The sequence below is a fragment of the Halorientalis pallida genome (assembly GCF_004118325.1).
Lineage (GTDB): Archaea > Halobacteriota > Halobacteria > Halobacteriales > Haloarculaceae > Halorientalis > Halorientalis pallida.
Genome location: NZ_RDFA01000001.1, coordinates 718,079 through 740,206, shown reverse-complemented (window position 1 = coordinate 740,206; position 22,128 = coordinate 718,079). Strand labels below are relative to the sequence as shown.

The 22,128-nt window shown below is 66.4% G+C and carries 33 protein-coding genes, 1 tRNA gene and 1 pseudogene; 30 read left to right on the top strand and 5 right to left on the bottom strand.

Going from position 1 to position 22,128, the window contains the following annotated elements; genetic code table 11:
* Nucleotides 1–54: 54 nt before the first annotated feature.
* The gene (locus EAF64_RS04055) at nt 55–435 is read right to left on the bottom strand and encodes an SHOCT domain-containing protein (RefSeq protein WP_129067670.1); all 381 of its coding nucleotides are present in this window, start codon (nt 433–435) and stop codon (nt 55–57) included.
* Nucleotides 436–597: 162 nt separating this feature from the next.
* Between EAF64_RS04055 and EAF64_RS04050 the strand changes: the two genes are divergently transcribed.
* Nucleotides 598–1,116, top strand: coding sequence for a hypothetical protein (locus EAF64_RS04050; RefSeq protein WP_129067669.1), 519 nt, complete (start codon nt 598–600; stop codon nt 1,114–1,116).
* A gap of 50 nt (nt 1,117–1,166) precedes the next feature.
* Entirely contained in the window at nt 1,167–1,577 is a 411-nt protein-coding gene (locus EAF64_RS04045) for a hypothetical protein (protein ID WP_129067668.1), read from the top strand.
* An 11-nt stretch (nt 1,578–1,588) separates the two neighbouring features.
* Here the strand turns inward: EAF64_RS04045 and EAF64_RS20785 are convergent, their stop codons facing one another.
* The 3 genes from EAF64_RS20785 to EAF64_RS04030 all read right to left on the bottom strand — a co-directional run bounded on the left by EAF64_RS20785 (nt 1,589) and on the right by EAF64_RS04030 (nt 2,691).
* Nucleotides 1,589–1,870 (bottom strand): hypothetical protein, encoded by a 282-nt coding sequence (locus EAF64_RS20785; RefSeq protein WP_193767560.1) that lies wholly within the window; start codon nt 1,868–1,870, stop codon nt 1,589–1,591.
* 283 nt (nt 1,871–2,153) lie between these two features.
* Nucleotides 2,154–2,224: transfer RNA gene (locus tag EAF64_RS04035), tRNA-Gly, on the bottom strand.
* Between the two features lie 101 nt (nt 2,225–2,325).
* Nucleotides 2,326–2,691, bottom strand: coding sequence for a sensory rhodopsin transducer (locus EAF64_RS04030; protein WP_129067667.1), 366 nt, complete (start codon nt 2,689–2,691; stop codon nt 2,326–2,328).
* Between the two features lie 196 nt (nt 2,692–2,887).
* Here EAF64_RS04030 and EAF64_RS04025 point away from each other — a divergent pair, with 196 nt between their 5' ends.
* From EAF64_RS04025 to EAF64_RS03895, 28 genes and pseudogenes are all read left to right on the top strand, one after another.
* A complete protein-coding gene (locus tag EAF64_RS04025) occupies nt 2,888–3,763 on the top strand; it encodes a putative RNA uridine N3 methyltransferase (protein WP_129067666.1) in 876 nt (291 codons plus the stop codon).
* Between the two features lie 7 nt (nt 3,764–3,770).
* Complete coding sequence (locus tag EAF64_RS04020; RefSeq protein ID WP_129067665.1) at nt 3,771–4,787, top strand: 50S ribosomal protein L3; 1,017 nt, start codon at nt 3,771–3,773, stop codon at nt 4,785–4,787.
* Nucleotides 4,784–5,527 carry a 50S ribosomal protein L4 gene (gene rpl4p, locus EAF64_RS04015; RefSeq protein ID WP_129067664.1) on the top strand — a complete coding sequence of 248 codons (744 nt, stop codon included), beginning with the start codon at nt 4,784–4,786 and terminating at the stop codon, nt 5,525–5,527. Before EAF64_RS04020 ends, rpl4p begins: the two co-directional genes overlap by 4 nt.
* Complete coding sequence (locus EAF64_RS04010; protein ID WP_129067663.1) at nt 5,524–5,778, top strand: 50S ribosomal protein L23; 255 nt, start codon at nt 5,524–5,526, stop codon at nt 5,776–5,778. Before rpl4p ends, EAF64_RS04010 begins: the two co-directional genes overlap by 4 nt.
* A gap of 2 nt (nt 5,779–5,780) precedes the next feature.
* Nucleotides 5,781–6,512: a 50S ribosomal protein L2 gene (locus tag EAF64_RS04005; RefSeq protein WP_129067662.1), complete on the top strand. Its 732-nt coding sequence runs from the start codon at nt 5,781–5,783 to the stop codon at nt 6,510–6,512.
* Nucleotides 6,509–6,931 (top strand): 30S ribosomal protein S19, encoded by a 423-nt coding sequence (locus EAF64_RS04000; protein WP_129067661.1) that lies wholly within the window; start codon nt 6,509–6,511, stop codon nt 6,929–6,931. The genes EAF64_RS04005 and EAF64_RS04000 overlap by 4 nt, the downstream gene beginning before the upstream one ends.
* 3 nt (nt 6,932–6,934) lie before the next feature.
* On the top strand, nt 6,935–7,396 hold the full coding sequence (locus EAF64_RS03995; protein WP_129067660.1) for a 50S ribosomal protein L22: 462 nt from the start codon (nt 6,935–6,937) through the stop codon (nt 7,394–7,396).
* A complete protein-coding gene (locus EAF64_RS03990) occupies nt 7,396–8,334 on the top strand; it encodes a 30S ribosomal protein S3 (RefSeq protein WP_129067659.1) in 939 nt (312 codons plus the stop codon). Before EAF64_RS03995 ends, EAF64_RS03990 begins: the two co-directional genes overlap by 1 nt.
* Nucleotides 8,331–8,537 (top strand): 50S ribosomal protein L29, encoded by a 207-nt coding sequence (rpmC, locus tag EAF64_RS03985; RefSeq protein ID WP_129067658.1) that lies wholly within the window; start codon nt 8,331–8,333, stop codon nt 8,535–8,537. Before EAF64_RS03990 ends, rpmC begins: the two co-directional genes overlap by 4 nt.
* Nucleotides 8,538–8,603: 66 nt before the next feature.
* Complete coding sequence (locus EAF64_RS03980; RefSeq protein ID WP_129067657.1) at nt 8,604–8,912, top strand: ribonuclease P protein component 1; 309 nt, start codon at nt 8,604–8,606, stop codon at nt 8,910–8,912.
* Nucleotides 8,903–9,244, top strand: a complete 342-nt coding sequence (locus tag EAF64_RS03975; protein ID WP_129067656.1) for a 30S ribosomal protein S17 — start codon at nt 8,903–8,905, stop codon at nt 9,242–9,244. Before EAF64_RS03980 ends, EAF64_RS03975 begins: the two co-directional genes overlap by 10 nt.
* Nucleotides 9,244–9,642 carry a 50S ribosomal protein L14 gene (locus EAF64_RS03970; RefSeq protein ID WP_077207054.1) on the top strand — a complete coding sequence of 133 codons (399 nt, stop codon included), beginning with the start codon at nt 9,244–9,246 and terminating at the stop codon, nt 9,640–9,642. The genes EAF64_RS03975 and EAF64_RS03970 overlap by 1 nt, the downstream gene beginning before the upstream one ends.
* 1 nt (nt 9,643) lies before the next feature.
* Complete coding sequence (gene rplX / locus EAF64_RS03965; RefSeq protein ID WP_129067655.1) at nt 9,644–10,006, top strand: 50S ribosomal protein L24; 363 nt, start codon at nt 9,644–9,646, stop codon at nt 10,004–10,006.
* Complete coding sequence (locus EAF64_RS03960; protein WP_129067654.1) at nt 10,003–10,749, top strand: 30S ribosomal protein S4e; 747 nt, start codon at nt 10,003–10,005, stop codon at nt 10,747–10,749. Before rplX ends, EAF64_RS03960 begins: the two co-directional genes overlap by 4 nt.
* The gene (locus tag EAF64_RS03955) at nt 10,749–11,282 is read left to right on the top strand and encodes a 50S ribosomal protein L5 (RefSeq protein ID WP_129067653.1); all 534 of its coding nucleotides are present in this window, start codon (nt 10,749–10,751) and stop codon (nt 11,280–11,282) included. The genes EAF64_RS03960 and EAF64_RS03955 overlap by 1 nt, the downstream gene beginning before the upstream one ends.
* A complete protein-coding gene (locus tag EAF64_RS03950) occupies nt 11,279–11,494 on the top strand; it encodes a 30S ribosomal protein S14 (RefSeq protein ID WP_092656832.1) in 216 nt (71 codons plus the stop codon). The genes EAF64_RS03955 and EAF64_RS03950 overlap by 4 nt, the downstream gene beginning before the upstream one ends.
* Entirely contained in the window at nt 11,491–11,883 is a 393-nt protein-coding gene (locus EAF64_RS03945; protein WP_129067652.1) for a 30S ribosomal protein S8, read from the top strand. The genes EAF64_RS03950 and EAF64_RS03945 overlap by 4 nt, the downstream gene beginning before the upstream one ends.
* 2 nt (nt 11,884–11,885) lie before the next feature.
* Entirely contained in the window at nt 11,886–12,422 is a 537-nt protein-coding gene (locus EAF64_RS03940) for a 50S ribosomal protein L6 (protein WP_129067651.1), read from the top strand.
* Nucleotides 12,422–12,574 (top strand): annotated as a pseudogene (locus EAF64_RS21665) (helix-hairpin-helix domain-containing protein); the annotation flags it as partial. The gene EAF64_RS03940 and the pseudogene EAF64_RS21665, both read left to right, overlap by 1 nt.
* A gap of 114 nt (nt 12,575–12,688) precedes the next feature.
* Nucleotides 12,689–13,366, top strand: coding sequence for a 50S ribosomal protein L32e (locus EAF64_RS03935; RefSeq protein WP_325051202.1), 678 nt, complete (start codon nt 12,689–12,691; stop codon nt 13,364–13,366).
* On the top strand, nt 13,363–13,812 hold the full coding sequence (locus EAF64_RS03930; protein WP_129067649.1) for a 50S ribosomal protein L19e: 450 nt from the start codon (nt 13,363–13,365) through the stop codon (nt 13,810–13,812). Before EAF64_RS03935 ends, EAF64_RS03930 begins: the two co-directional genes overlap by 4 nt.
* 2 nt (nt 13,813–13,814) lie before the next feature.
* Entirely contained in the window at nt 13,815–14,372 is a 558-nt protein-coding gene (locus tag EAF64_RS03925; RefSeq protein ID WP_129067648.1) for a 50S ribosomal protein L18, read from the top strand.
* The gene (locus tag EAF64_RS03920; protein WP_092656819.1) at nt 14,369–15,001 is read left to right on the top strand and encodes a 30S ribosomal protein S5; all 633 of its coding nucleotides are present in this window, start codon (nt 14,369–14,371) and stop codon (nt 14,999–15,001) included. Before EAF64_RS03925 ends, EAF64_RS03920 begins: the two co-directional genes overlap by 4 nt.
* Complete coding sequence (gene rpmD / locus EAF64_RS03915; protein WP_129067647.1) at nt 15,001–15,465, top strand: 50S ribosomal protein L30; 465 nt, start codon at nt 15,001–15,003, stop codon at nt 15,463–15,465. The genes EAF64_RS03920 and rpmD overlap by 1 nt, the downstream gene beginning before the upstream one ends.
* A gap of 2 nt (nt 15,466–15,467) precedes the next feature.
* Nucleotides 15,468–15,977: an uL15m family ribosomal protein gene (locus tag EAF64_RS03910; RefSeq protein WP_129067646.1), complete on the top strand. Its 510-nt coding sequence runs from the start codon at nt 15,468–15,470 to the stop codon at nt 15,975–15,977.
* A gap of 1 nt (nt 15,978) precedes the next feature.
* Nucleotides 15,979–17,457 carry a preprotein translocase subunit SecY gene (gene secY, locus EAF64_RS03905; protein WP_129067645.1) on the top strand — a complete coding sequence of 493 codons (1,479 nt, stop codon included), beginning with the start codon at nt 15,979–15,981 and terminating at the stop codon, nt 17,455–17,457.
* Between the two features lie 117 nt (nt 17,458–17,574).
* A complete protein-coding gene (locus EAF64_RS03900; RefSeq protein WP_129067644.1) occupies nt 17,575–18,723 on the top strand; it encodes a sulfatase-like hydrolase/transferase in 1,149 nt (382 codons plus the stop codon).
* 96 nt (nt 18,724–18,819) lie between these two features.
* Nucleotides 18,820–19,881: a glycosyltransferase family 2 protein gene (locus EAF64_RS03895; protein WP_129067643.1), complete on the top strand. Its 1,062-nt coding sequence runs from the start codon at nt 18,820–18,822 to the stop codon at nt 19,879–19,881.
* Here the strand turns inward: EAF64_RS03895 and EAF64_RS03890 are convergent.
* Nucleotides 19,878–22,127 (bottom strand): amino acid permease, encoded by a 2,250-nt coding sequence (locus tag EAF64_RS03890; RefSeq protein WP_129067642.1) that lies wholly within the window; start codon nt 22,125–22,127, stop codon nt 19,878–19,880. The two genes, EAF64_RS03895 and EAF64_RS03890, sit on opposite strands and share 4 nt — an antisense overlap.
* Nucleotide 22,128: the final 1 nt, after the last annotated feature.

The following is a 22,128-nucleotide window of genomic DNA, read 5'->3' as shown; positions in this document are numbered from 1 at the left end:
TGCCTTCCCCGGTCACTCGCCGCCGGTGAGCCGCGATGTGGGCCTTCGGCCCGCTCACGGGTCGCTTCGCTCCCCGCTCGCCCAGGCCGAGGTCTCCCTCAGGTCGCCCTCGCGCCGCTCGAACTCCTCCTCGTCGATCTCGCCCGCGGCGTAGCGCTGGCGCAGGATCGCGAGCGCCTCGTCGCCCTCGCTCCCGCCACCCCGCGTCGTCAGGGCGTACAGCACGACCGCGGGCACGGCCACCACGGCGACCAGGCCGCCGAGCATCCAGACCCAGCCCAGACCGCCCCACATCCCGCCGCCGTGAGCGCCCATCCATCCGTCGTGGTGGTGCATCCCGTCGTCGCCGGTGTGACCCGCCGCGATCCCGCCGGTCGCCACTAGGAGCGCCAGCGCGACACCGACCGCGAGTGCGACCCTCGCGAGTCGCGTCATCGTTCGGTGCGTACTCGACGGTACGATACCCGCACTTACTGCAGTTGTGGTTGCGTATCGAAAGTCGACCGGCACCGAAACCTTCGGAACGAAAGTCCGACGACGATGGTGGCGTCCACTCGCGCCGGCGGGCTTTTGTTCGTCGGATGCGCTTCGGACGGCATGTCGCGCTCGTGTTCACTGCTCGTCTGTGGTCTCGTCCTCGTTCTCGCCGTGCTCGTGGCCGGGTGTAGCGCGCCCGTGGAGCGACCCACCGACGGCACCAACGTCTCTGTGTCGGTCACCAACGAGAACGCGACGACCCAGGAAGTCCGCATCGCCGTCGTCGCCGGCGACTTCGACGCCGTCGAACTCACCTACCGCAACGGCTCGACGCGTCGGCTGACCGTCCCGAACGTCTCGGCGATCCCGTCGGGTGCGCTCGCCGACGTGTCTGACTTTCGGATTCTCGGCCCCGACGTCCAACACACCGCCTACCGGCTCGCCCCCGGGAGTGGCAGGAGCGCGAGCTACACCGTCGACGGGCCCGCCACCGTCGTCTACACCTACTGGCCACGGGGGGCCGAACGGGTCACCGACTACGGCGCGGTCGGTTGTGAACGAGGCGCGACCCTCGACGCCCGAATCGTCGTCGGCGCGAGCGGCTCGGATTCGGCCACGGTGACCTGTCGGAGCGGTTAGAGTGATCCACTGACACAGCGGCTATACGGCCACACGTGGTACCGGAACGCATGGACGAACTGGAACTCGGCCAGGCCACGATCACGTACGAGGACCCCGAGGCGGGGACGGTCACCGAGACCGTCGAGAACGAAGAAATCGTCTACGCGCGCGACCACTGGATGGTCAAAGCGGGTACCGACGAGGACGGCAACGACCTGATGCACCAGATCCCGCGCGACCGCGTCCACCACGTCGCCCGGAGTGCCGAGGAGTTCGAAGACCAGATCGACACAGTCCGCCACCGCGTCGAGTCCATCGCCAGCGACCTCCGGGAACGTATCCCCGTCGACATCGGGGACGGTGGCCGACGCGACCGCGGCGACGTCCACGGCGAGGAACCCCCCTCCGAGAGCACCACCGTCCAGATCGAGACCGAATCCGACGAACGCGAACACGACGAGTCCGAACCCGAGCAGTAGTCACCCGCTGGTCACGGCGTGCGGTTCGAGCACGCTTTCTCACACGCGTTTCCGTACCTCTTTGTCCGGCGGAATATTCCGTTCGAAATACACATCCGATAAAAAATCTCTACGACTCCCTCGATGAGTGGATACGGGGACTCTCTCAAGAACGGTGTGCTGTCCTCCTGGCTGTCTCGAGGGGTCTCGGTGTCCTCGGCGTCGGTCTGCTGTTGTTTGCCGAACGCTTCTTGCTCCGTGCGCTCACGATGGCCCTCGTTCTGTTCGGACTGGAGTACACGTTCGGCCTCCACCAGACGCACGACGGTGACTGAAGATTACAATCCTGCAGCACCCGGAGCGAGCGGGAAATGCGCTGGCCGAGATTTGAACGCAGTCACTCCCGTTCGCTCACTGCACTCGCTCACTTCTCGTTCCCTGCTCGAATCTCGGGGCGATTTTGTCGCTCACGGATTTGTGCTGGCCGAGATTTGAACCACGCCCAGCCGATCGTCCTCGCCTCGCTCGGACGCTGCGTCTGGTCTACTTCAAATTCGGTGCGATTCCTGCGGCTCACGAATCAGTTCGCCGCAGGAATGCGCTGGCCGAGATTTGAACTCGGGTTAGGACCGTGGCAGGGTCCTGTGATACCACTACACCACCAGCGCGCTACTTCGCTACATCACACAGTAACCATGGTGGGAGGTATAAGGCTTCCGAATCGGGCGGAAAACCGCCGGGCGGCGTGCCAGTCTCTCCCGTACGCCGACTACGAGTCGCCCGGATATGCGACCGTCGACAACAGCGCGTTCTCGGCCTGCCGGGAGTCGAGCCGGGTGTGCTGGCAGACGACGGGTCGATCGGCCTCGATCACGCTTGCGAAGGCCACGCCCCGCGGAATCTCGGGGTCTTCGAACTCGTTGAACTGGACGTGGCTGGTGCGTTCCGCGGGCACGGTGACCTCGTAGGGGCCCACGGGTTCGCGGTCCTCGAAGTACACCCTCACCCCGACGTGGGCGGCGGTATCGGTCGCGTTCAGCATGCAGACGGTCTCGTGGCTGTCCATCTCGGGCGGACCGTGGCTGGTCTCGGGAATGTACCCCTCTGGGATCGCCCACCGGGTGCGTCCGATCATGGGACACCTGGGGTTCCACGTCCCTGGGCATAACAGTGGTCGCGCGCGGGTGTCGGCCGCGGACCGGCGTTCCCGCCATGTCGGCGTCCTGACCCGTGTGAACGCCTCGCAACGCGCAGGTGAAGCGGGTCCTTTATACCCTGGCAGTAGAGTAGATTCGGCACAGTCTAGTGGCGTGGCGTGGAAGCGTCACGGCATGACAGTCAGCGTACTCGTGCCGTCATCGCTGACCCGGGAAGCCGAGGACAAACGCGAGGCAACTCGCAAACTCGGTTACGTCGCCCGCGCGGCGGCGGTGTTCCGGGTCGACCGCCTGGTCGTCTTCCCCGATTCCGGGGCGGAAGGCAGGTGGGGTGGCGGGTTCGTCGAAACCGTGCTGCGGTACGCCGCGACGCCGCCATACCTCCGAAAGGAGGCGTGGGGTAAGCGGGACGAACTGGAGTACGCGGGCGTCCTGCCGCCGCTCCGCGTCGCCTCACGGACCGGCTCCGGATCGGACGATTCGGGGTCGTTAAGACAGGGAATCGTGACCGAGGTCGGATCTGACGGACGCGTTCGGGTCAATTGCGGACTGCAACACCCGATCTCCCTCCCCGAGCCCGACGGTGGGCTGGTGGAGGGGGAGCGCGTATCCATCAGGGTCTCTTCGCGACGGCCGGTCCGCGCCAAGTTCGTCGACGAGTCCCCGCCGGGATTCGTCGTCGCGGCGTCGGACCTCTCGACGGAACTCTCGCGTGACGACGCCGGCGTACGCCTCGCCACATCACGGCACGGCGAACAGCTGAGTGTCGACCGTCTCGGCGACATCGTCGCCGACACGGGTTCGCGAGGGATGACGGTCGCGTTCGGATCGCCCGAGCGCGGCCTGCCGGAGATACTCGGTGTCGCCCCACCGGGCGGCGACGAGGGCGGCGAAGAGTCCGAGCGAGAACGGACGGATCTACCCGCGGACGAACCGGATGGGTCCCGGTTCGACCTCTGGTTGAACGCGGTTCCGAATCAGGGCAGCGAGGTCGTGCGAACGGAAGAAGCGATGTTCGCCGTGCTCGCCTGCCTCTCACTCACGGAGTGACCAACGAATGCCACAACCAAGCAGACCACGCAAAGGCTCGCTGGGCTTTGGCCCGCGGAAGCGGTCGGTCAGTGAAGTGCCGCGCTTCAACACCTGGCCGGACGACGAGGGACAGCCGGGCCTCCAGGGCTTCGCCGGATACAAAGCCGGCATGACACACGTCGTGATGATCAACGACGAGCCCGACTCCCCGCGGGAGGGGATGGAGGAGACGGTGCCCGTTACCGTCGTCGAGACGCCGCCGATGCGCGCCGTCGCCGTGCGAGCCTACGAAGACACGCCCTACGGCAAGCGACCGCTCACGGAGGTCTGGACCGACGAGTTCCACCCCGAACTCGACCGGACCCTCGACCTGCCCGACGAGCACGACGCCGAGGGCGCGCGCGAAGAGGTACAGACTGCGCTGGAGAACGGTGACCTCGCGGACGTGCGTGTCATCACGCACTCGGTCCCCGACGCCGTTCCCAGCGTCCCCAAGAAAAAGCCCGACGTGATGGAGACTCGCGTCGGGGGCGGTTCGCTCGACGACCGCGTCGAGTTCGCCCTCGATCTGCTCGACGACGGCGGCGAACACGCCATGAACGACGTGTTCCGCGCCGGCGAGTACATGGACGTCTCCGGCGTCACGAAAGGCAAAGGGACGCAGGGTCCCGTCAAGCGCTGGGGGGTCCAGAAGCGGAAGGGCAAGCACAAACGCCAGGGCTGGCGGCGCCGGATCGGTAACCTCGGCCCGTGGAACCCCTCGCGTGTGCGCTCGACCGTCCCCCAGCAGGGGCAGATGGGCTACCACCAGCGGACCGAGCTGAACAAGCGCCTCATCGACGTGGGCGAGGGCGACGAGCCCTCCGTCGACGGCGGCTTCGTCAACTACGGCGAGGTCGACGGGTCGTACGCGCTGGTGAAGGGGTCGCTGCCGGGGCCGGACAAGCGCCTCCTGCGCTTCCGCCCGGCGGTTCGACCGAACGACCAGCCGCGTCTCGACCCCGAGGTGCGCTACGTGTCTCAGGAGAGTAACCAAGGATGAACGCGACAGTACACACCCTGGACGGCGACGAAGACGGGGAAGCCGAACTCCCCGAGGTCTTCGACACGCAGCTCCGACCGGACCTCATCCGGTCGGCGGTGCTGGCCGCACAGGCAAACCGGAAACAGGACTACGGCAGCGACGAGTACGCCGGCCTGCGAACGCCGGCCGAGTCCTTCGGCTCCGGCCGCGGCATGGCCCACGTCCCCCGTGAGGGTGGCAAGGCTCGTCGCGTCCCCCAGGCCGTCGGTGGCCGTCGGGCTCACCCGCCGAAGTCCGAGAAGGACCGCACGCAAGACATCAACGACAAGGAGCGCAAACTCGCCGTCCGGTCGGCCGTCGCGGCCACGACCGACGCCGAGGTCGTCAGCGAGCGCGGCCACGAGTTCGACGACGACGTCGAACTCCCCGTGGTCGTCTCCGACGACTTCGAGGACCTCCAGAAGACCCAGGAAGTCGTCGACGTGCTGGCGGCACTCGGTCTCGCGGACGACATCGAGCGCGCCGACGACACGAAGATCAAGGCCGGTCAGGGGAAGACCCGTGGCCGGAAGTACCGTCGGCCGTCCTCGATCCTCTTCGTGACCAGCGAGGAGCCCTCGCGTGCCGCCCGCAACCTCGCGGGCGCGGACGTGACGACCGGTCGGGAGGTCAACGCGGAAGACCTCGCGCCCGGCGGCCAGCCCGGTCGACTCACCGTCTGGACCGAGAGCGCCCTCGAGGAGGTGGCCGAGCGATGAGTTCGGTCATCCGCTACCCCCACGTCACGGAGAAGGCGATGAACAAGATGGACTTCGAGAACAAGCTCCAGTTCGTCGTCGACGCCGGCGCGGGCAAAGGCGAGATCGCCACCGCAATCGAGGAGCAGTTCGACGTCTCCGTCGTCGACGTGAACACGATGGTCACGATGAAGGGTGACAAGAAGGCGACGGTGACACTCTCCGAGGAGGACGACGCCGAAGAGATCGCCTCCCGGATCGGGGTGTTCTGACCATGGGACGACGTATTCAGGGACAACGACGCGGTCGCGGTGGTCCGACGTTCCGGGCCCCGTCGCACCGCTACAAGGCGGACCTGTCGCACCGAACGGTCGAAGACGCCGACGTCGTCTCGGGGACGGTCGTCGACATCGAACACGACCCGGCCCGCAGCGCACCCGTCGCGGCCGTCGAGTTCGAGGACGGCGACCAGCGCCTCGTGCTCGCGCCGGAAGGTGTCGGCCTGGGCGATCAGATCCAGGTCGGTATCTCCGCGGCCATCGAGCCGGGCAACACGATGCCCCTGGCCGAGATCCCGGAAGGGGTCCCGGTCTGTAACGTCGAGGCCAACCCCGGCGACGGTGGGAAGTTCGCTCGTGCGTCGGGCGTCTCCGCCCAGCTGCTGACCCACGACCGCAACGTGGCGGTCGTGAAACTGCCCAGCGGCGAGATCAAGCGGCTCGATCCAGACTGCCGGGCGACCATCGGGGTCGTCGCCGGTGGCGGTCGGACCGAGAAGCCCCACGTCAAGGCCGGTAACAAGTACCACAAGATGAAAGCCCGCGGGACGAAGTGGCCCAACGTTCGTGGTGTGGCGATGAACGCCGTCGACCACCCGTTCGGTGGTGGCGGCCGCCAGCACCCCGGCAAGCCCAAGTCCATCTCGCGGAACGCACCGCCGGGCCGGAAAGTCGGGGACATCAGTTCCCGGAAGACCGGCCGTGGCGGCAAGGGTGGTAACGAATGAGTTCGGAATACCAGATCGGCCACGAGGGAGAGTTCTCCTACCGTGGTCACAGTCTCGAGGAGTTGCAGGACATGGACGTAGACGAGGTCGCGGAACTGCTCCCCGCACGCCAGCGGCGAAGTATCGAGCGCGGCCTGTCCTACGAGAAAGAACAGCTGCTCGAGGCGGCCCGCGAGGCCGGCGAGGAGGAGACCGCCAACGACCCGATCCGGACGCATCTGCGCGACATGCCGATCCTGCCGGAGATGGTCGACCTGACCTTTGCCGTCCACAACGGACAGAGCTTCGAGCGCGTCAAGGTAGAGCCGGAGATGCTGGGCCACTACCTCGGCGAGTTCCAGCTCACACGGACATCCGTCGAGCACGGACAGGCCGGGATCGGAGCGACCCGGTCTTCCAAGTTCGTGCCACTCAAGTAACACATGGGAATCAGCTACTCAATCGACCCGGACCCGGACACGACGGCGAAAGCGATGCTTCGGGAACGGCAGATGAGCCACAAGCACAGCAAGGCCATCGCCCGAGAGATCAAGGGGATGACCGCCGGCGAGGCGACGGAGTACCTCGACGCGGTCGTCAACGAAGAGCAGTCGGTGCCCTTCAAGTCCCACAACTCGGGCGTCGGTCATCGCAACGACATCGACGGCTGGGACGCCGGTCGGTTCCCGGAGAAGGCCAGCGAGGCCTTCCTCGACCTGATCGAGAACGCGGTCGGCAACGCCGACCACCAGGGATTCGACGGTGAGAACATGGAGATCATCCACGTCGCCGCCCACAAGGTCGGTGAGACCCGCGGCCGCAAGCCCCGCGCGATGGGGCGGGCCACGGAGTGGAACTCCCCCGAAGTCGACGTCGAACTGATCCTCCAGGAGGTCGAGAACTGATGGCTGACGAACACCAGTTCATCGAGGACGGCCTCCAGCGGACCCAGATCGACGAGTTCTTCGCCGACGAGCTGGGCCGTGCGGGCTACGGCGGCATGGACGTCGCCAAGACGCCGATGGGGACACAGATCGTCCTCAAGGCCGAAAAGCCCGGCATGGTCATCGGCAAGGGCGGGAAGAACATCCGGAAGGTCACGACCGAACTCGAAGATCGGTTCGACCTCGAAGACCCTCAGATCGACGTCCAGGAGGTCGAGGAGCCGGACCTGAACGCCCGGATCGTCGCCGACCGACTGGCGAACGCCCTCGAACGCGGCTGGTACTTCCGGAAGGCCGGTCACACCACGATCGACCGGATCATGGAAGCCGGCGCACTCGGGGCCGAGATCGTCCTCTCGGGCAAAGTCACGGGCGCACGCTCGCGCGTGGAGAAGTTCAACCGTGGCTACATCAAGCACAACGGTGAACCCGCGGAGGAGATCGTCGACCACGGCCAGGGCGTCGCGGTCATGAAGCTCGGCACGATCGGCGTGGACGTCAAGATCATCCCGCCGAACGCCCAGCTCCCCGACGACTTCCGCATCTACGAGGACGCGGACGTCGAGGACTACGTCGAAGACGTCGAGGGCGAGAGCGTCGAGGAACTGCTGGAAGGCGAGCCGGAAGGCGAACCCGAAGCCGGCGACGAGGAGCCCGCGATGGGCGCGCCGCCGGAGGCCGACGAGGCCGAAACGGCCGAAGAGGAAGTCGTCGAGGACGTCGAGGAAGAGGTCGTCGAAGAAGACGTCGAGGTTCCCGACGAGGAACCCGACGACGTCGACATCGACGAACTCGACGACGCCATCGAGTCGGAAGTCGACGAGGAGACCGAGGCCGAAGCGGAGGAGCTGATGGACGAGATGGAAGACGCCGACTCCGAGGAGGGTGAGGACGAATGACGATTCTGCACCCCGACGAGATCCGCGACATGACGCCTCCCGAACGGGAAGCCGAACTCGAGGATCTGGAGACGGAGCTGCTGAACACCCGGGCCGTCCAGGCCGCGGGTGGTCGCCCGGAGAACCCGGGCGAGATCAAAGAGATCCGGAAAGCCATCGCCCGGCTGAAGACGATTCGCCGGGAGGAGGGTGATCTCGAATGAGATCACCGTACAGCCCGAGCGGCGTCAGCCGCGAGGCAGAAGGCGATCTGGACGAGGAATAGACTGATGCCACTGACACCCGCGACACTCACACGACACGAACTCATCGGCCGCCCGGTTCGGGTGGTCGCCGCGTCCAACCCCGACCTGGTCGGCATCGCCGGCGAGGTCGTGATGGAGACGACGCGCACGCTCTCCGTCGAGGGGAGTACACACGACGAGCCGCGGGTGTGGCAGGTGCCCAAGGGCGAGGCGACCTTCGAGTTCACTCTCACGGCCGATGGCGACACGCAGGTCGTCACCGTCGAGGGCGAACAGTTGGTCGCGCGGCCTGCGCGGCGCACGGAACGAACAGGTGATTCGAAATGGCGCTAGGACTTAACGTAGAACAGCCGGAGGAGGCCTGCTCCGACGAGAACTGCCCGTTCCACGGCACACTCAGTGTGCGTGGGCAGACGCTCGAAGGGGAGGTCGCCTCCACGGACATGGACAAGACCGTGATCGTCGAACGCGAGTACGACGTGAAGGTGCCCAAGTACGACCGATTCATGAAGCGTCGGTCGCGCGTCCCGGCTCACGCACCCCCGTGCGTGGACCTGGAGGTGGGCGACACGGTCCGTATCGCAGAGACACGACCGCTCTCGAAGACGAAAAGCCACGTCGTCGTGGAACGCGTGGCGACCGCCGCCGCTGGAGGTGACGACTGATGGAGGCACTCGGAGCCGACGTCACCCAGGGCCTCGAGAAGGGCTCGCTGATCACGTGTGCCGACAACACGGGCGCACGCCAGCTGAAGGTGGTCAGTATCTCGGGCTACTCCGGGACGCTGAACCGCCATCCGAAAGCGGGCCTCGGAGACAAGATCACCGTCTCGGTCACCAAGGGGACGCCGGAGATGCGTCGCCAGGTGCTCGAAGCGGTGGTCGTCCGACAGCGCAAGCCGATCCGGCGGCCGGACGGCACGCGCGTGAAATTCGAGGACAACGCGGCGGTCATCATCGACGAGAACGAGGAACCCCGCGGGACCGAGATCAAGGGTCCCATCGCTCGCGAGGTCGCCGAACGGTTCGGCTCCATCGCGAGCACAGCGACAATGATCGTCTAGTATGACACGACAACCACACAAACAGCGAACCCAGACCGAGCGCGCGCCGTTGCACGAGCGCCACTCGCAGGTGCGGTCGACGCTGGCCGACGACCTCCGCGAGGAGTACGGCCAGCGCAACGTCCGCGTCAACGAGGGCGACACGGTCGAACTCCTGCGTGGCGACCACGCCGGCGAGGAAGCCGAAGTCGTCGCCGTGGACCTGACCGATCAGGTCGTCCACGTCGAGGACGTGACGCTGGAGAAGGCAGACGGGGAGGAAGTACCCCGTCCGCTGGACGCGTCGAACCTCCGCGTGACGGCACTGAACCTCGACGACGACCGGCGGCAGGCGCGACTCGAGTCGGAGGCGGATAGCGCATGACGAAACATCAGAAACGACTCTCCGTTCCCAAGAGTTGGCCGGTCGAGCGCAAGACCGAGACGTTCACGGTAAAGGCCGATGCCGGTCCGCACGGCGAGGCAGGGGTGCCCCTGCTGATCGTCCTGCGGGACGTGCTCGAGTACGCGGACTCCCGGAAAGAGGCCCGCTACGCCCTCAACCAGGACAACGTCCTGATCAACGGCAAGGCGGTCTCCGACGAGGAACGGCCCGTCGGGATGTTCGACATCCTGGCCTTTACCGAGCGCGAGGAGTACTACCGCGTCTTCCCCGGCGAGGGCGGACGGCTCGCCCTGACGCCCATCGACGAGGAGTCGGCGGGCTCGAAGCTGGGCAAGATCGTCAACAAACAGCACATCCCCGGTGGGGACGTCCAGCTGACCCTGCACGACGGTCAGACGCTGACCGTCGAGGAGGACAGCGAGTACGGTGGCAACGACTCCATCGTCGTCGCCAACGACGACGACGAGATCGTCGCCCACTTCCCCTACCAGGAAGGCGAACTCGTGACGGCGGTCGCCGGCGCACACGCCGGTGACATCGGTCGGATCGAGGAGATCCAGATCACGCCGGGCAGTTCCGAGAACAACGTCATCGTCGAACAGGACGACGGCGACAGCGAGGCTTCAGCCTCGGAAGGCGGCGAAGCCGCCGGCGGTTTCGAGACCGTCGAGGAGTACGTCGTCGTGATCGACGAGAACTTCGTCGAGGGAGGTGACGACTGATGAGCTCTGAATCCGAGTCCGGCGGTGACTTCCACGAGATGCGCGAACCGCGCATCGAGAAGGTCGTCGTCCACATGGGCGTCGGACAGGGCGGTCGCGAACTGGCCAACGCCGAGGACATCCTCGCCGAGGTCACGGATCAGCAGCCGGTCCGGACCACGGCCAAGGAGACGGTCGGCGAGTTCAACATCCGCCAGGGCGACCCCATCGGCGCGAAGGTCACGCTCCGCGACGCGGAGGCCGACGAGTTCCTCCAGACGGCGATTCCGCTGGTGGACCTCTCGGCGTCCCAGTTCGACGACACCGGCAACTTCAGCTTCGGTGTCGAGGAACACACGGACTTCCCGAGCCAGGAGTACGACCCGAACATCGGGATCTACGGGCTGGACGTCACGGTCAACATGGTGCGCCCCGGCTACCGGGTCGCGAAGCGTGACAAGGCATCGCGGTCGATCCCGTCGAACCATCGACTCAATCCCGACGACGCAGTCGCGTACGTCGAGGCGGCGTACGACGTGGAGGTCAACGAATGAGCGAAAGTGAAACGGAAGCCGACGCCGAGGGCGAGGAGACCGAGGAGGTCCGTGACCCCACCGGCGAACAGACGGCGAAACGAACGGAGCAACTCCGCTCTTGCCAGCGGTGTGGTCGCGAGCAGGGACTGGTCGGCAAGTACGACATCTACCTCTGTCGCCAGTGCTTCCGCGAGATCGCACGCGGCATGGGCTTCAAAAAATACTCATGACAGGCAACGATCCGCTGTCCAGCGCCCTCTCGGGTCTGAACAACGCCGAGAGCGTCGGACATCTGGACCAGACGGTATCGCCCGCCTCGAACGAGATCGGCAGCGTGCTCGAGGTCTTCTACGACCGCGGGTACATCGACGGGTTCAGCTTCGTCGACGACGGCAAAGCCGGTGAGTTCGAGGTCGAACTGAAGGGTGCGATCAACGAGTGTGGCCCGGTCAAGCCCCGCTACTCGGCGGGCGCTGACGAGTTCGAGAAGTGGGAGAAGCGGTTCCTCCCCGCTCGGGACTACGGGACACTCGTCGTGACCACCAGCCACGGGATCATGAGCCACTACGAGGCCCGCGAGGCGGGCATCGGTGGCCAGGTGATCGCGTACGTCTACTAACAATGCCACGCACAGAACTCGAAATTCCGGACGAGGTAAGCGCCGAGATGGACCATCTCGATCTGACGGTCGAGGGTCCCAACGGCAGTGTGACACGCCGGCTCTGGTACCCCGACGTGGACGTCGCCGTCGACGACGGGGCCGTCGTGATCCAGAGCGACGAGGACGACGCCAAGACCAACTCGACGCTCGGTACCTTCGAGAGTCACGTCAGGAACATGTTCCACGGCGTGACGGATGGCTGGGAGTACGAGATGGAAGTCTTCTACTCTCACTTCCCAATGAAGGTGCGCGTCGAGGACGGCGAGGTCGTCATCGAGAACTTCCTCGGCGAGAAAGCGCCCCGGCGGACGACGATCCACGGGGACACCGAGGTCAGCGTCGACGGCGAGGAACTGACCCTGTCGGGCTCGGACATCGAGGCCGTGGGACAGACCGCCGCCGACATCGAACAGCTCACCCGTGTCAAGGACAAGGACATCCGGGTGTTCCAGGACGGTGTCTACATCACCGCGAAACCGAACCGAGGTGAGGCCTGATGACGGAGCTAGAAGACATCGCAGGCGTCGACGAGGAGAAGGCCGCGACCCTTCGCGGGGCCGGCTACGAGACGGCCGACGATCTCGCGGAAGCGAGCCAGGACGACCTGGCCGACATCGAAGGTGTCGGCAACGCACTCGCGGCCCGCATCAAGGCTGAAGTCGGTGACGTGGAGGTCGACGACGAGACCGACGCCGAGGTCGAAGACGACGACTCGGCGGCCGACGAGGCCGACGAAGACGAGGCCGAGGAAACCTACGACGACCTGACCGACATCAGCGGCGTCGGCGACTCCAAGGCGGCCGCGCTGGAAGGCGCTGGCTACCGGACGGTCGAGGACGTGCGCGGTGCGACGCAGGACGACCTCGCGGAGGTCGACGGCATCGGGAACGCACTGGCGGCCCGCATCAAGGCCGACGTGGGCGGACTCGAAGTCAGCGAGGAGACCGAGGCGGAAGTCGAAGACGAGTCCCCCGAACCCGAGGAAGCCGAAGAAGTCGAGACGGAACTGCAGGCCCGCGGCCTGACCGAGAAGACGCCCGACCTCAGCGAGAACGAGGAACGGCTCCTGAACCAGCGGAGTCGCGAAGGCAAACCGCAGTTCAATCGGCAGGACTACCACAAGAAAAAGCGGGTGCCCACCTCGTGGCGTCGCCCGCGCGGGACGCTCTCGAAGCAGCGCCGTGGCTTCAAGGGCAAAGGCGACACCGTCGAGGCCGGGTTCCGCACCCCGAAGGCGGTTCGGGGCAAGCACCCGAGCGGCTTCGAGGAGGTTCGCGTCCACAACGTGGACGACCTCGACGGCGTCGACGGCGACGTCGAGGCGGTCCGGATCGCCTCGAAGGTCGGCGGCCGCAAGCGCGAACGCATCGAAGAGGCAGCCGAGGACCGCGGCGTGCGCGTCCTCAATCCCACCTACGTCGAAGTGGAGGTCGAGGAATGACGGATCTGAGTGCACAGAAGCGACTCGCGTCGGACATCCTGGACGTCGGGAAGAACAAAGTCTGGTTCGACCCCGAGGAGCAGGGCGAGATCGCCGACGCGATCACCCGCGAGGACGTTCGAGAACTGATCGATCAGGGCGTGATCCAGTCCGAGACGGCGAAGGGCAACTCACGCGGTCGTGCTCGCGAACGCGCGAAAAAGCGTGCGTACGGGCACCAGAAGAACGCCGGCTCCCGGAAGGGCAAGTCCGGCGGCCGCCAGGATCCCAAGCAGGACTGGGAGAGCCGCATCCGCGCACAGCGGACTCGGCTCCGCGAGATGCGAGACGACGGTGACCTGTCGAGTTCGGAGTACCGCGACCTCTACGACAAGGCCGGCGGTGGCGAGTTCGACAGTGTCGCCGACATGGAGCGATACATCGACAACCAGTACGGAGGCGAATGACAATGGCAACAGGACCACGATACAAAGTGCCGATGCGGCGTCGCCGCGAGGCACGAACGGATTACCATCAGAGGTTGCGCCTGCTGAAATCCGGGAAACCCCGGCTGGTCGCTCGCAAGAGCAACCAGCACACTACGGCGCAGCTGATCGTCACTGGCCCGCAGGGCGACGAGACGGCCGCGAGCGCACACTCCAGCGATCTCGAGGAGTTCGGCTGGGAGGCTCCCACCGGGAACCTGCCCGCCGCGTACCTCACGGGACTGCTGGCGGGCAAGCGCGCGCTGGCGAACGGACTCGACGAGGCCGTGCTCGACATCGGCCTCAACACCGCCACGCCGGGCAGTAAGGTGTTTGCAGTACAGGAAGGTGCAATCGACGCCGGGCTCGAGATCCCCCACAACGACAGCGTGCTCGCCGACTGGGAGCGGACCAGCGGTGAACACATCGCCGAGTACGCAGAACAGCTCGACGAGGCGCTGTACTCGGGCGAATTCGACGCCACGGACCTGCCGTCGCACTTCAGCGACGTGCGAGAGACACTGATGGAGGCAGAACTATGAGCAACGGATGGGAACCGCGCACACGGCTCGGCCGGAAGGTACAGGAGGGCGAGATCGACTCGATGCAGGAGGCCCTCAACTCCGGGCTGCCGCTGAAGGAACCGGAGGTCGTCGACCAGCTGGTCCCCGACCTCGAAGACGAAGTGCTGGACATCAACATGGTCCAGCGGATGACCGACTCCGGCCGCCGGGTGAAGTTCCGGTGTGTCGTCGTCGTGGGCAACCGCGACGGCCTCGTCGGCTACGCCGAGGGGCGTGACGACCAGGTCGGCGGTGCGATCCAGAAGGCCATCGACATCGGCAAGCTGAATCTGATCGACGTCTCCCGTGGCTGTGGGTCCTGGGAGTGTGGCTGTGGGCGACCCCACACCGTCGCGCTCCGGACGACCGGCAAAGCGGGCAGCGTCGAGGTCGAGCTCCAGCCGGCCCCGCGCGGGCTGGGACTGGCGGGCGGGGAGACCGTCCGGCACGTCCTCGAACTCGCCGGGATCGAAGACATCTGGACCCGCTCGTCGGGGAACACGCGGACCACGGTCAACTTCGCGAAGGCGACGTTCAACGCGCTTCGCAACACGGCCGAGGCCCGGGTGCCCCAGCGGACCATGGAGAAACGAGAGGTGATCGAGTGATGCAGGCACTCGTCCAGCTCCGCGGTGACGTGAACATGGCCGAAGACGTGGGCGACACGTTGGAGATGCTGAACGTCCACGACGTGAACCACTGCACGCTGATTCCCGAGACCGACGCCTACCGTGGGATGATCCACAAGGTCAACGACTACGTGGCCTACGGTGAGCCGAGCCAGCAGACCGTCGAGACGCTCCTGCAGACGCGCGGCGAGCCCCTCGAGGGCGACGCCGAGATCGACGACGAGTGGGTCGACGAGAACACGGACTACGACGCCATCGACGGCCTGGCGTTCGCACTGATCGCCGAGGAGACGACCCTGCGCGAGCAGGGGCTGGCGCCCGTGCTCCGTCTGCATCCGCCGCGTGGCGGGCACGATGGACTGAAGGGCCCGGCCGCGACGGGCGGACAGCTCGGCAAACACAGTACCGAGGAGATCGACGATCTCCTCACAGCGATGCGATAACAATGACGAGCAAAAAGAAACGACAGCGCGGCACACGCACGCACGGTGGCGGCAGTCACAAGAACCGTCGTGGCGCGGGCCACCGCGGTGGTCGTGGCCGTGCCGGTCGCGACAAACACGAGTTCCACAACTACGAACCGCTCGGCAAGTCCGGCTTCAAGCGGCCCCAGAAGCTCAAAGAGGAGATCGCGGAGATCGACGTCCGCGAACTCGACGAGGACGCCGCCCTGCTGGCGGCCGACGGCGTCGCCGAGGCAGACGGCGACGGCTACCGGATCGACGTCCGGGACGTCGTCGAGGACGGTCACGAGGTCGACGCGGTGAAGGTCCTCGGTGGCGGCCAGGTTCGCAACGAACTGTCCGTCGTCGCGGACGACTTCTCGGATTCGGCCCGCGAAATGCTGGAATCGGCCGGTGGAAGCGCCGAGCTAACCGAACGCGGCGAGAAACGACAGGCCGAACGCGAAGACGAATCCGATACTGATACAAGCGAGGAAGAAGGGTCCGCGTAGTATGGGCTGGAAAGAAACCGCCGAACCGGTACTCACCCGCATGCCCTCGGTCGCGCGACCGGAGGGCCACGTTCCGTTCAAGCGGAAGCTGGCCTGGACAGCCGGCGTGCTGGTGTTGTATTTTTTCCTGACGAACGTCTACCTGTACGGACTGGGCACAGCAGGCGGCGACATCTTCGGGCGCTTCCGCTCGATCCTCGCCGGCGGACAGGGGACGATCCTCCAGCTGGGGATCGGTCCCATCGTCACTGCCTCCATCGTCCTGCAGTTGCTCGGCGGTGCCGACCTGCTGGGGCTGGACACCCAGAACAACCCCCGTGACCAGGTGCTGTACCAGGGCCTCCAGAAGCTGCTGGTGGTCGTGATGTGTATCCTGACGGGGCTGCCGATGGTCTTCGCCGGCGGGTTCCTGCCGCCGAGTCCGGCCGTCGCGCAGGGTCTCGGCATCGGCCTGATGGGCGTGAAGATGTTGCTGTTCGCCCAGATCTTCGCCGGTGGGATCCTCATCCTCTACATGGACGAGGTCATCTCGAAGTGGGGCGTCGGCTCCGGTGTCGGACTCTTTATCGTCGCCGGGGTCAGTCAGCGTCTCATCGGCGGTTTCTTCGCGCTGCCCGGAATCGGGTCGGAACAGGTCGGCTTCTTCCCGTCCTGGATCCTGATCGCGATCGGTGAGCAACCGATCGGGTCGCTGTTCGGTGCGGGGCTCCAGCAGGTGCTGATGAGCCCGCAGTTCGGTCTGATCCGGCTGGTGACGACCATCTTCATCTTCGTGGTAGTCGTCTACGCCGAGTCGGTGCGGGTCGAGATCCCGCTGTCGAACGCACGGGTCAAAGGCGCGCGTGGTCGCTTCCCGGTGAAACTGATCTACGCGAGCGTCCTGCCGATGATTCTCGTGCGCGCGCTGCAGGCGAACCTCCAGTTCCTGGGGCGGATCCTGCAGGCGCAACTCGGGAACGGTATGCCGGCCTGGCTCGGCGTCTACGACGCCAACGGTCAGGCGACAGGCGGGTTCTTCTACTACATCTCTCCGATTCAGACGCCCGCGGACTGGATCCCGCAACTCGCCGGGAGCGCGGCGTCGGCCGAACTCTGGCAGATAGCGCTCCGCGTCTCCGTCGACCTGACGTTCATGGTCGTCGGTGGCGCGATCTTCGCGGTGTTCTGGGTCGAGACGACCGACATGGGCCCCGAAGCGACGGCCCAGCAGATCCACGGCTCCGGGATGCAGATCCCCGGCTTCCGGCAGAACCCCGGCGTCATCGAGAAGGTCCTGGAGCGGTACATTCCCCAGGTCACAGTCATCGGTGGCGCGCTGGTCGGCCTGCTGGCCGTCATGGCCAACATGCTCGGCACCATCGGCGGTGTCGGCGGAACCGGGCTGCTGCTGACGGTCTCCATCACGTACAAGTTGTACGAGGAGATCGCCGAGGAGCAGCTCATGGAGATGCACCCGATGATGCGACAGATGTTCGGTTAACGCCGAACTGGCGACACACCGTCGACATTCTTTCCGGCTCCCGCCCGACAGCGGCGGCCGCGTCGGGACCACGAGACGGAAGACCTATTATCGGCGTCCCGCCTTCTCCGGCAACGGATGCGTGACGTCGTACTGCTGACCGCCGACTCGGTTCGCCGGGACTTCGTGGACGCTATGCCGTACGTCTCGGAACACGAGGTGCTGACCGGCGTGACCGCGGGCCACTACACGCGGCCGAGCCTCGCGGCGTTGCAGTCCTCGCGATTGCGGGCGTCGGTCCAGTCGCGGGTCGTCGGGCCAACCATCGCGGAGGCGTTCAGCGAGGCGGGCTACACGACCATCGGGCTGGTGCCCACCGCACAGGCGGACCCGGCCTTCGGCTTCGCAGACGGCTTCGACCACTACGACAACTACATGTCGGGGTCGGGCAACGCCGCGTCGAACCGGCGGAGCAGTCTCCGGGAGTATCTGGGGTCGTTCGACATCGTCCGGCAGGTGTACCGGCGGGTCTACCCGATGGAGGCCAACATGGACGACCTGCCCGACGACGAGGCGGTGATCGAGGAGGCCATCGAGCGGTTCGACGACGCTGACGGCCCGCGATTCCTGTGGGTCCACCAGATGGAGAGTCACCGACCGTACGGCACCGGCGAGGACGCGATCCCCTCGAAGATCGACCGAAAGGCCGAAGCGTCGGGCGGTCGTCGCTGGTTCGGCTCCTCGGAGGTGACCGACGCGGAACGCGAGCTCATCACGTCGGCCTACCGGGACGCGCTGGGGCGGGTCGACGACCGGATCGAGCGAGTCCTCACGGAGATCGACAGCGAGGACCCCATCTTCGCGTTCGCGGCCGACCACGGCGACGAGTTCGGCGAGGAGGAGTACTACTACCACCAGGGGTACCGCCGCCGCGTGCCCGAGACGGTGATCCGGGTGCCCGTCGTCCTCGACGGGATCGAGACGCAGGGTGACAGGCTGAGTCTGCTGGACGTGGGGCCGACGCTGGCGGCCGGCGCGGGGATCGACGCGCCCGACGCCTGGCAGGGCAACGATCTGACCGAGGCGGAGACCGAGGAAGCGGTGACCGTCGCACCCTGGCACGAGACGGCGACCGTCGCCTGGCAGGACTTCGAGCGAAAACTGGTCGCTCGCGACGCCGACGTGTCCATGACCGAGGGCGACGAGGAGGTGGCGGTCGACCGGACGGAAGTGTCCGACGAGGTCGAACGCCAACTGCAGGACCTGGGGTACGCGGACGCGGGATAGACTGTGTGGGGCTGACCGATCACGGCCCCCTGAACCTGTGTGCGGCCCGAGACACAACGCATTTAACGACTCTCGTGAAATCCGAGTTCAACACGTATGTTGGCGACCCGGCCGCCCTTCCAGGCCACCGGCCTCGACAGCCCCACGCTGACGGCGGTGCTGGTGGTCGTCGCCCTCCTGATCTTCCTCTGGGGGTTCAGACGCTACCGGACGAGTTTCTCGAAGACCGAGTTCGGCGTGGCGACGGCCATCGCGCTCGGCACGCTGGTGATCGCGCTCGTCCCGGACCTGTTCACCGCGCTGGGGAACGTCCTCCAGATCGAGCGGCGGCCGCTGGTCATCGCACTGGTGGCCAACGTCCTGCTGACGGCGCTCGTGCTGTACGTCATCGGTCGGACGCGCGAACAGCAACTGACGATCTCGCGACTCACCCGGAGTCTCACCGTCGACCAGGCCGACCTCGCCGAGGACGACGAACGGACGGTCTACATCGTCATCCCGGCGTACAACGAGGCCGGCAGCGTCCAGTCGGTCGTCGAGTCACTGCCCGAGACGGTCCGGGGGTACGGGGTCGTGCCGCTTGTGGTCTCGGACGGCTCCTCGGACGCGACGGCGCGCCGGGCCGCCGAGACCGAGGCCGCGGTCGTCGAACACCCGATCAACCAGGGCCAGGGCGGCGCGCTGAAGACGGGCTTCGAGATCGCCCGGGAGAACGGCGCGGACGTGGTGGTCACCATCGACGCCGACGGGCAACACCCCATCGACCAGCTGGACAACCTGATCGGGCCCATCGTCGACGACGAGGCCGACTACGTGGTCGGGTCGCGGTACATCGGCACCGACCGGTCGGGCAACGGGCCCGTCAGGCAGGCGGGCATCCGGTCGTTCACGTGGCTGATCAACCTGCTCACTGACATGGACATCAGCGACTGTACGAACGGGTTCCGTGCGATCCGGGGGGCACGGCTGGACGAGTTGACGCTGACCGAAGAGCAGTTCAGCGCGCCCGAACTCCTCATCGAGGCCCGCAAGAACGGCCTCCGGATCCGCGAGATTCCGGTGACCATCGCCGAACGGGAACACGGCGAGAGCAAGAAGCCCAAGGTCAAGTACGCCCTCGGGCTGATGCGGACGATCCTCGTGACCTGGATCCGCTAGCCGAACAGGCGCTCGAGCAGCGACCGGTCGCGTGACTTCTCGGCCAACAGTACCGAGCACTCCACGTCGTCGACCACGTCCAGCACGAGCGAGCCACGGACGAGTCGTTCGAGCAGGCCCTCCTCGGTCGCACCGATGATGACCAGTGTGGCGTCCACGGCGGCGTTCTCGATGGCTGCCTCCACGTCACCGGTCTCGACGGCGAGGGTGGCGTCGCCGAGGCCGTGTTCGCCCGCCCACTCGGAGAGGAATGCGCGGCCCTCGCTCTCGTCGTCGGCGACGTGCAGCAGAGTCACCTCCGAGTCGTACTCGGCCTGCAACGTCTGAGCGATGGCGGCGCTCAGATCGGAGTCGGGGCCGCCGGCGGTGGGGACGAGCAGGCGCGACGGGTCCAAGCCGCGGTTCTTGAGGACGAGGAAGTCACAGGGCAGGTCGTGGGCGAGTTCGTCGATGGCGGACTCGGCCCGGCCCGGCGAGCCGTGGGCGTCCGGGCCCCAGCCCATCACGACCAGATCGGCGTCGTGGGACTCGGCGGCGGTGAAGATCTCCTCGAACGAGCGGTGGGAGATGATGGTCTGGGTCTCGACGGGAACACCGAAGGTCTCGGCGTCGGCCTCGGCGGCGGCCAGCAGGTCGGTCGACTGGCTGTCGAGTTCGTCGACGTGTTCGGCCCCGTAGGCCAGCGAGGTCTGGTCGGGGACGGTGACGATGTGGGTCGCCAGCACGCTCCCGCCGCGCTGTTTGGCGACGGCGCTGGCCAGGGTGATGAGGTCGGTCTCGTGTTCGGGGTTGGCCAGTGGCACCATCACCTTGTAGGTGCCGCCGTCGGGCTGGACGCTGTCGGCGGCCGCGACCGCGGAGTCGGGCATCGAGTCGGAGCGCCGCTGGACGTACTCCCCGAGGATGCCCTGCTTCTCCGTGCGCGAACGTGCGTAGACGAAGTACCACGCCACGGCCGCGGCGACGATGCCGAAGCCGAGCGTGCGGATGGTCGGTTCGATGAAGTAGATGAGCGCGAAGGAGGTGATCGCGCCGAGGATCGGCGTGAACGGGTACAGCGGGACGATGTAGTCGGGCTCGTAGTCCGCCGGATCGGCGGTCCGCATCACGATCAGAGCGAGGTTGAGCAGGCCGTAGATCACCAGGTGGAGGAAACTGGCCGTGCTCGACAGCGAGACGATGGCGTCGTCGCCGACGAGGCTCGAACCGACGATGAAGACGACGATCAGCGCGCCCGTGACCGCGATGGAGCGGTACGGCGTCGCGAATCGGTCGTGGATGTCGTTCAGCGCCGGTGTGATGAGCCGATCACGACCCATCGCGAAGTTGATGCGCGAGGACGCGAGGATGCTCGCGTTCGCGGAGGAGGCCGTCGCGAGCAGGCCGCCAAAGAGCATGGCGACGGCACCGAGCGGGCCGAGCAACTCGCTGGCCGCCGAGACGACGACGATGTTGCCGGCGGCCTGTTCGGCGGCGATGAAGCCCTGTTCGACGGCGGCGCTCATCGCGATCAACACGAGGGCGTAGATCGCCGTCACGAGGACGACGCTGCCGATCACCGCTCGCGGGAGGTTCCGCCCGGGGTCTTTGATCTCTTCGGCGACGCTCGTGATCTGGACGAAGCCGAGATAGGAGACGAAGATGATACCGGTCGTGACCATCATCGGGCCGTAGCCCGACGCTTCCGGGAGGTTCGCCGGGTCGGCCCGGAGCGCGCCGGCAATGGTGAAGACGGTGAGGATCGCGACGAGGATCACGACGATGACGTTCTGCAGGCGGCCGGTTTCTTTGGCCCCGACGTAGTTGACCGTGATGAAAAAGAGCCCACCGATGACGGCGAGCAGGGGTACCGTATCGACGGCGAGCGGGCCGAGTGCGACCTTCGAACCGAGGCCGGCGATGGCCGCGATGTACTCGCCGAACCCGACCATGTAGAAGGCGGAGGCGAAGGCGAGTCCGAGCCAGTTGGCCCAGCCGGCGATCGAGCCGAACAGTGGGCCCAGGGCGTGGTTGACGTAGTAGTACGCGCCGCCGGATTTCGGCATGGCCGTCCCGAGTTCGCTGGCCGATAAGGCTGTGAGCAGGGCGATCCCCCCGCCGATGAGGAAGGCGACGACGGCCAGCGAGCCGGACGTCTGGATCGCGTCGCCCGGCAGGACGAAGATGCCGGCACCGATCATCGTCCCGACCCCGATGGTCAGGGCGGCAAGCGGCCCGAGGTCCTTCGCGAGTTCCTGATCCGACATC

Coding starts and splice junctions, on each gene's coding strand:
- EAF64_RS03995 (WP_129067660.1), top strand. CDS start 6,935: ATGGGAATCAGCTACTCAATCGACCCGGACCCGGACACGACGGCGAAA.
- EAF64_RS04025 (WP_129067666.1), top strand. CDS start 2,888: ATGACAGTCAGCGTACTCGTGCCGTCATCGCTGACCCGGGAAGCCGAG.
- rpl4p (WP_129067664.1), top strand. CDS start 4,784: ATGAACGCGACAGTACACACCCTGGACGGCGACGAAGACGGGGAAGCC.
- EAF64_RS04005 (WP_129067662.1), top strand. CDS start 5,781: ATGGGACGACGTATTCAGGGACAACGACGCGGTCGCGGTGGTCCGACG.
- EAF64_RS03950 (WP_092656832.1), top strand. CDS start 11,279: ATGAGCGAAAGTGAAACGGAAGCCGACGCCGAGGGCGAGGAGACCGAG.
- EAF64_RS03920 (WP_092656819.1), top strand. CDS start 14,369: ATGAGCAACGGATGGGAACCGCGCACACGGCTCGGCCGGAAGGTACAG.
- EAF64_RS04010 (WP_129067663.1), top strand. CDS start 5,524: ATGAGTTCGGTCATCCGCTACCCCCACGTCACGGAGAAGGCGATGAAC.
- EAF64_RS03970 (WP_077207054.1), top strand. CDS start 9,244: ATGGAGGCACTCGGAGCCGACGTCACCCAGGGCCTCGAGAAGGGCTCG.
- EAF64_RS04020 (WP_129067665.1), top strand. CDS start 3,771: ATGCCACAACCAAGCAGACCACGCAAAGGCTCGCTGGGCTTTGGCCCG.
- EAF64_RS03900 (WP_129067644.1), top strand. CDS start 17,575: ATGCGTGACGTCGTACTGCTGACCGCCGACTCGGTTCGCCGGGACTTC.
- EAF64_RS04030 (WP_129067667.1), bottom strand. CDS start 2,691: ATGATCGGACGCACCCGGTGGGCGATCCCAGAGGGGTACATTCCCGAG.
- EAF64_RS03975 (WP_129067656.1), top strand. CDS start 8,903: ATGGCGCTAGGACTTAACGTAGAACAGCCGGAGGAGGCCTGCTCCGAC.
- EAF64_RS03990 (WP_129067659.1), top strand. CDS start 7,396: ATGGCTGACGAACACCAGTTCATCGAGGACGGCCTCCAGCGGACCCAG.
- EAF64_RS03940 (WP_129067651.1), top strand. CDS start 11,886: ATGCCACGCACAGAACTCGAAATTCCGGACGAGGTAAGCGCCGAGATG.
- secY (WP_129067645.1), top strand. CDS start 15,979: ATGGGCTGGAAAGAAACCGCCGAACCGGTACTCACCCGCATGCCCTCG.
- EAF64_RS03910 (WP_129067646.1), top strand. CDS start 15,468: ATGACGAGCAAAAAGAAACGACAGCGCGGCACACGCACGCACGGTGGC.
- rplX (WP_129067655.1), top strand. CDS start 9,644: ATGACACGACAACCACACAAACAGCGAACCCAGACCGAGCGCGCGCCG.
- EAF64_RS04050 (WP_129067669.1), top strand. CDS start 598: ATGTCGCGCTCGTGTTCACTGCTCGTCTGTGGTCTCGTCCTCGTTCTC.
- EAF64_RS04055 (WP_129067670.1), bottom strand. CDS start 435: ATGACGCGACTCGCGAGGGTCGCACTCGCGGTCGGTGTCGCGCTGGCG.
- rpmC (WP_129067658.1), top strand. CDS start 8,331: ATGACGATTCTGCACCCCGACGAGATCCGCGACATGACGCCTCCCGAA.
- EAF64_RS03980 (WP_129067657.1), top strand. CDS start 8,604: ATGCCACTGACACCCGCGACACTCACACGACACGAACTCATCGGCCGC.
- EAF64_RS03925 (WP_129067648.1), top strand. CDS start 13,815: ATGGCAACAGGACCACGATACAAAGTGCCGATGCGGCGTCGCCGCGAG.
- EAF64_RS03960 (WP_129067654.1), top strand. CDS start 10,003: ATGACGAAACATCAGAAACGACTCTCCGTTCCCAAGAGTTGGCCGGTC.
- EAF64_RS03890 (WP_129067642.1), bottom strand. CDS start 22,127: ATGTCGGATCAGGAACTCGCGAAGGACCTCGGGCCGCTTGCCGCCCTG.
- EAF64_RS04045 (WP_129067668.1), top strand. CDS start 1,167: ATGGACGAACTGGAACTCGGCCAGGCCACGATCACGTACGAGGACCCC.
- EAF64_RS03895 (WP_129067643.1), top strand. CDS start 18,820: ATGTTGGCGACCCGGCCGCCCTTCCAGGCCACCGGCCTCGACAGCCCC.
- rpmD (WP_129067647.1), top strand. CDS start 15,001: ATGCAGGCACTCGTCCAGCTCCGCGGTGACGTGAACATGGCCGAAGAC.
- EAF64_RS03930 (WP_129067649.1), top strand. CDS start 13,363: ATGACGGATCTGAGTGCACAGAAGCGACTCGCGTCGGACATCCTGGAC.
- EAF64_RS04000 (WP_129067661.1), top strand. CDS start 6,509: ATGAGTTCGGAATACCAGATCGGCCACGAGGGAGAGTTCTCCTACCGT.
- EAF64_RS03955 (WP_129067653.1), top strand. CDS start 10,749: ATGAGCTCTGAATCCGAGTCCGGCGGTGACTTCCACGAGATGCGCGAA.
- EAF64_RS03945 (WP_129067652.1), top strand. CDS start 11,491: ATGACAGGCAACGATCCGCTGTCCAGCGCCCTCTCGGGTCTGAACAAC.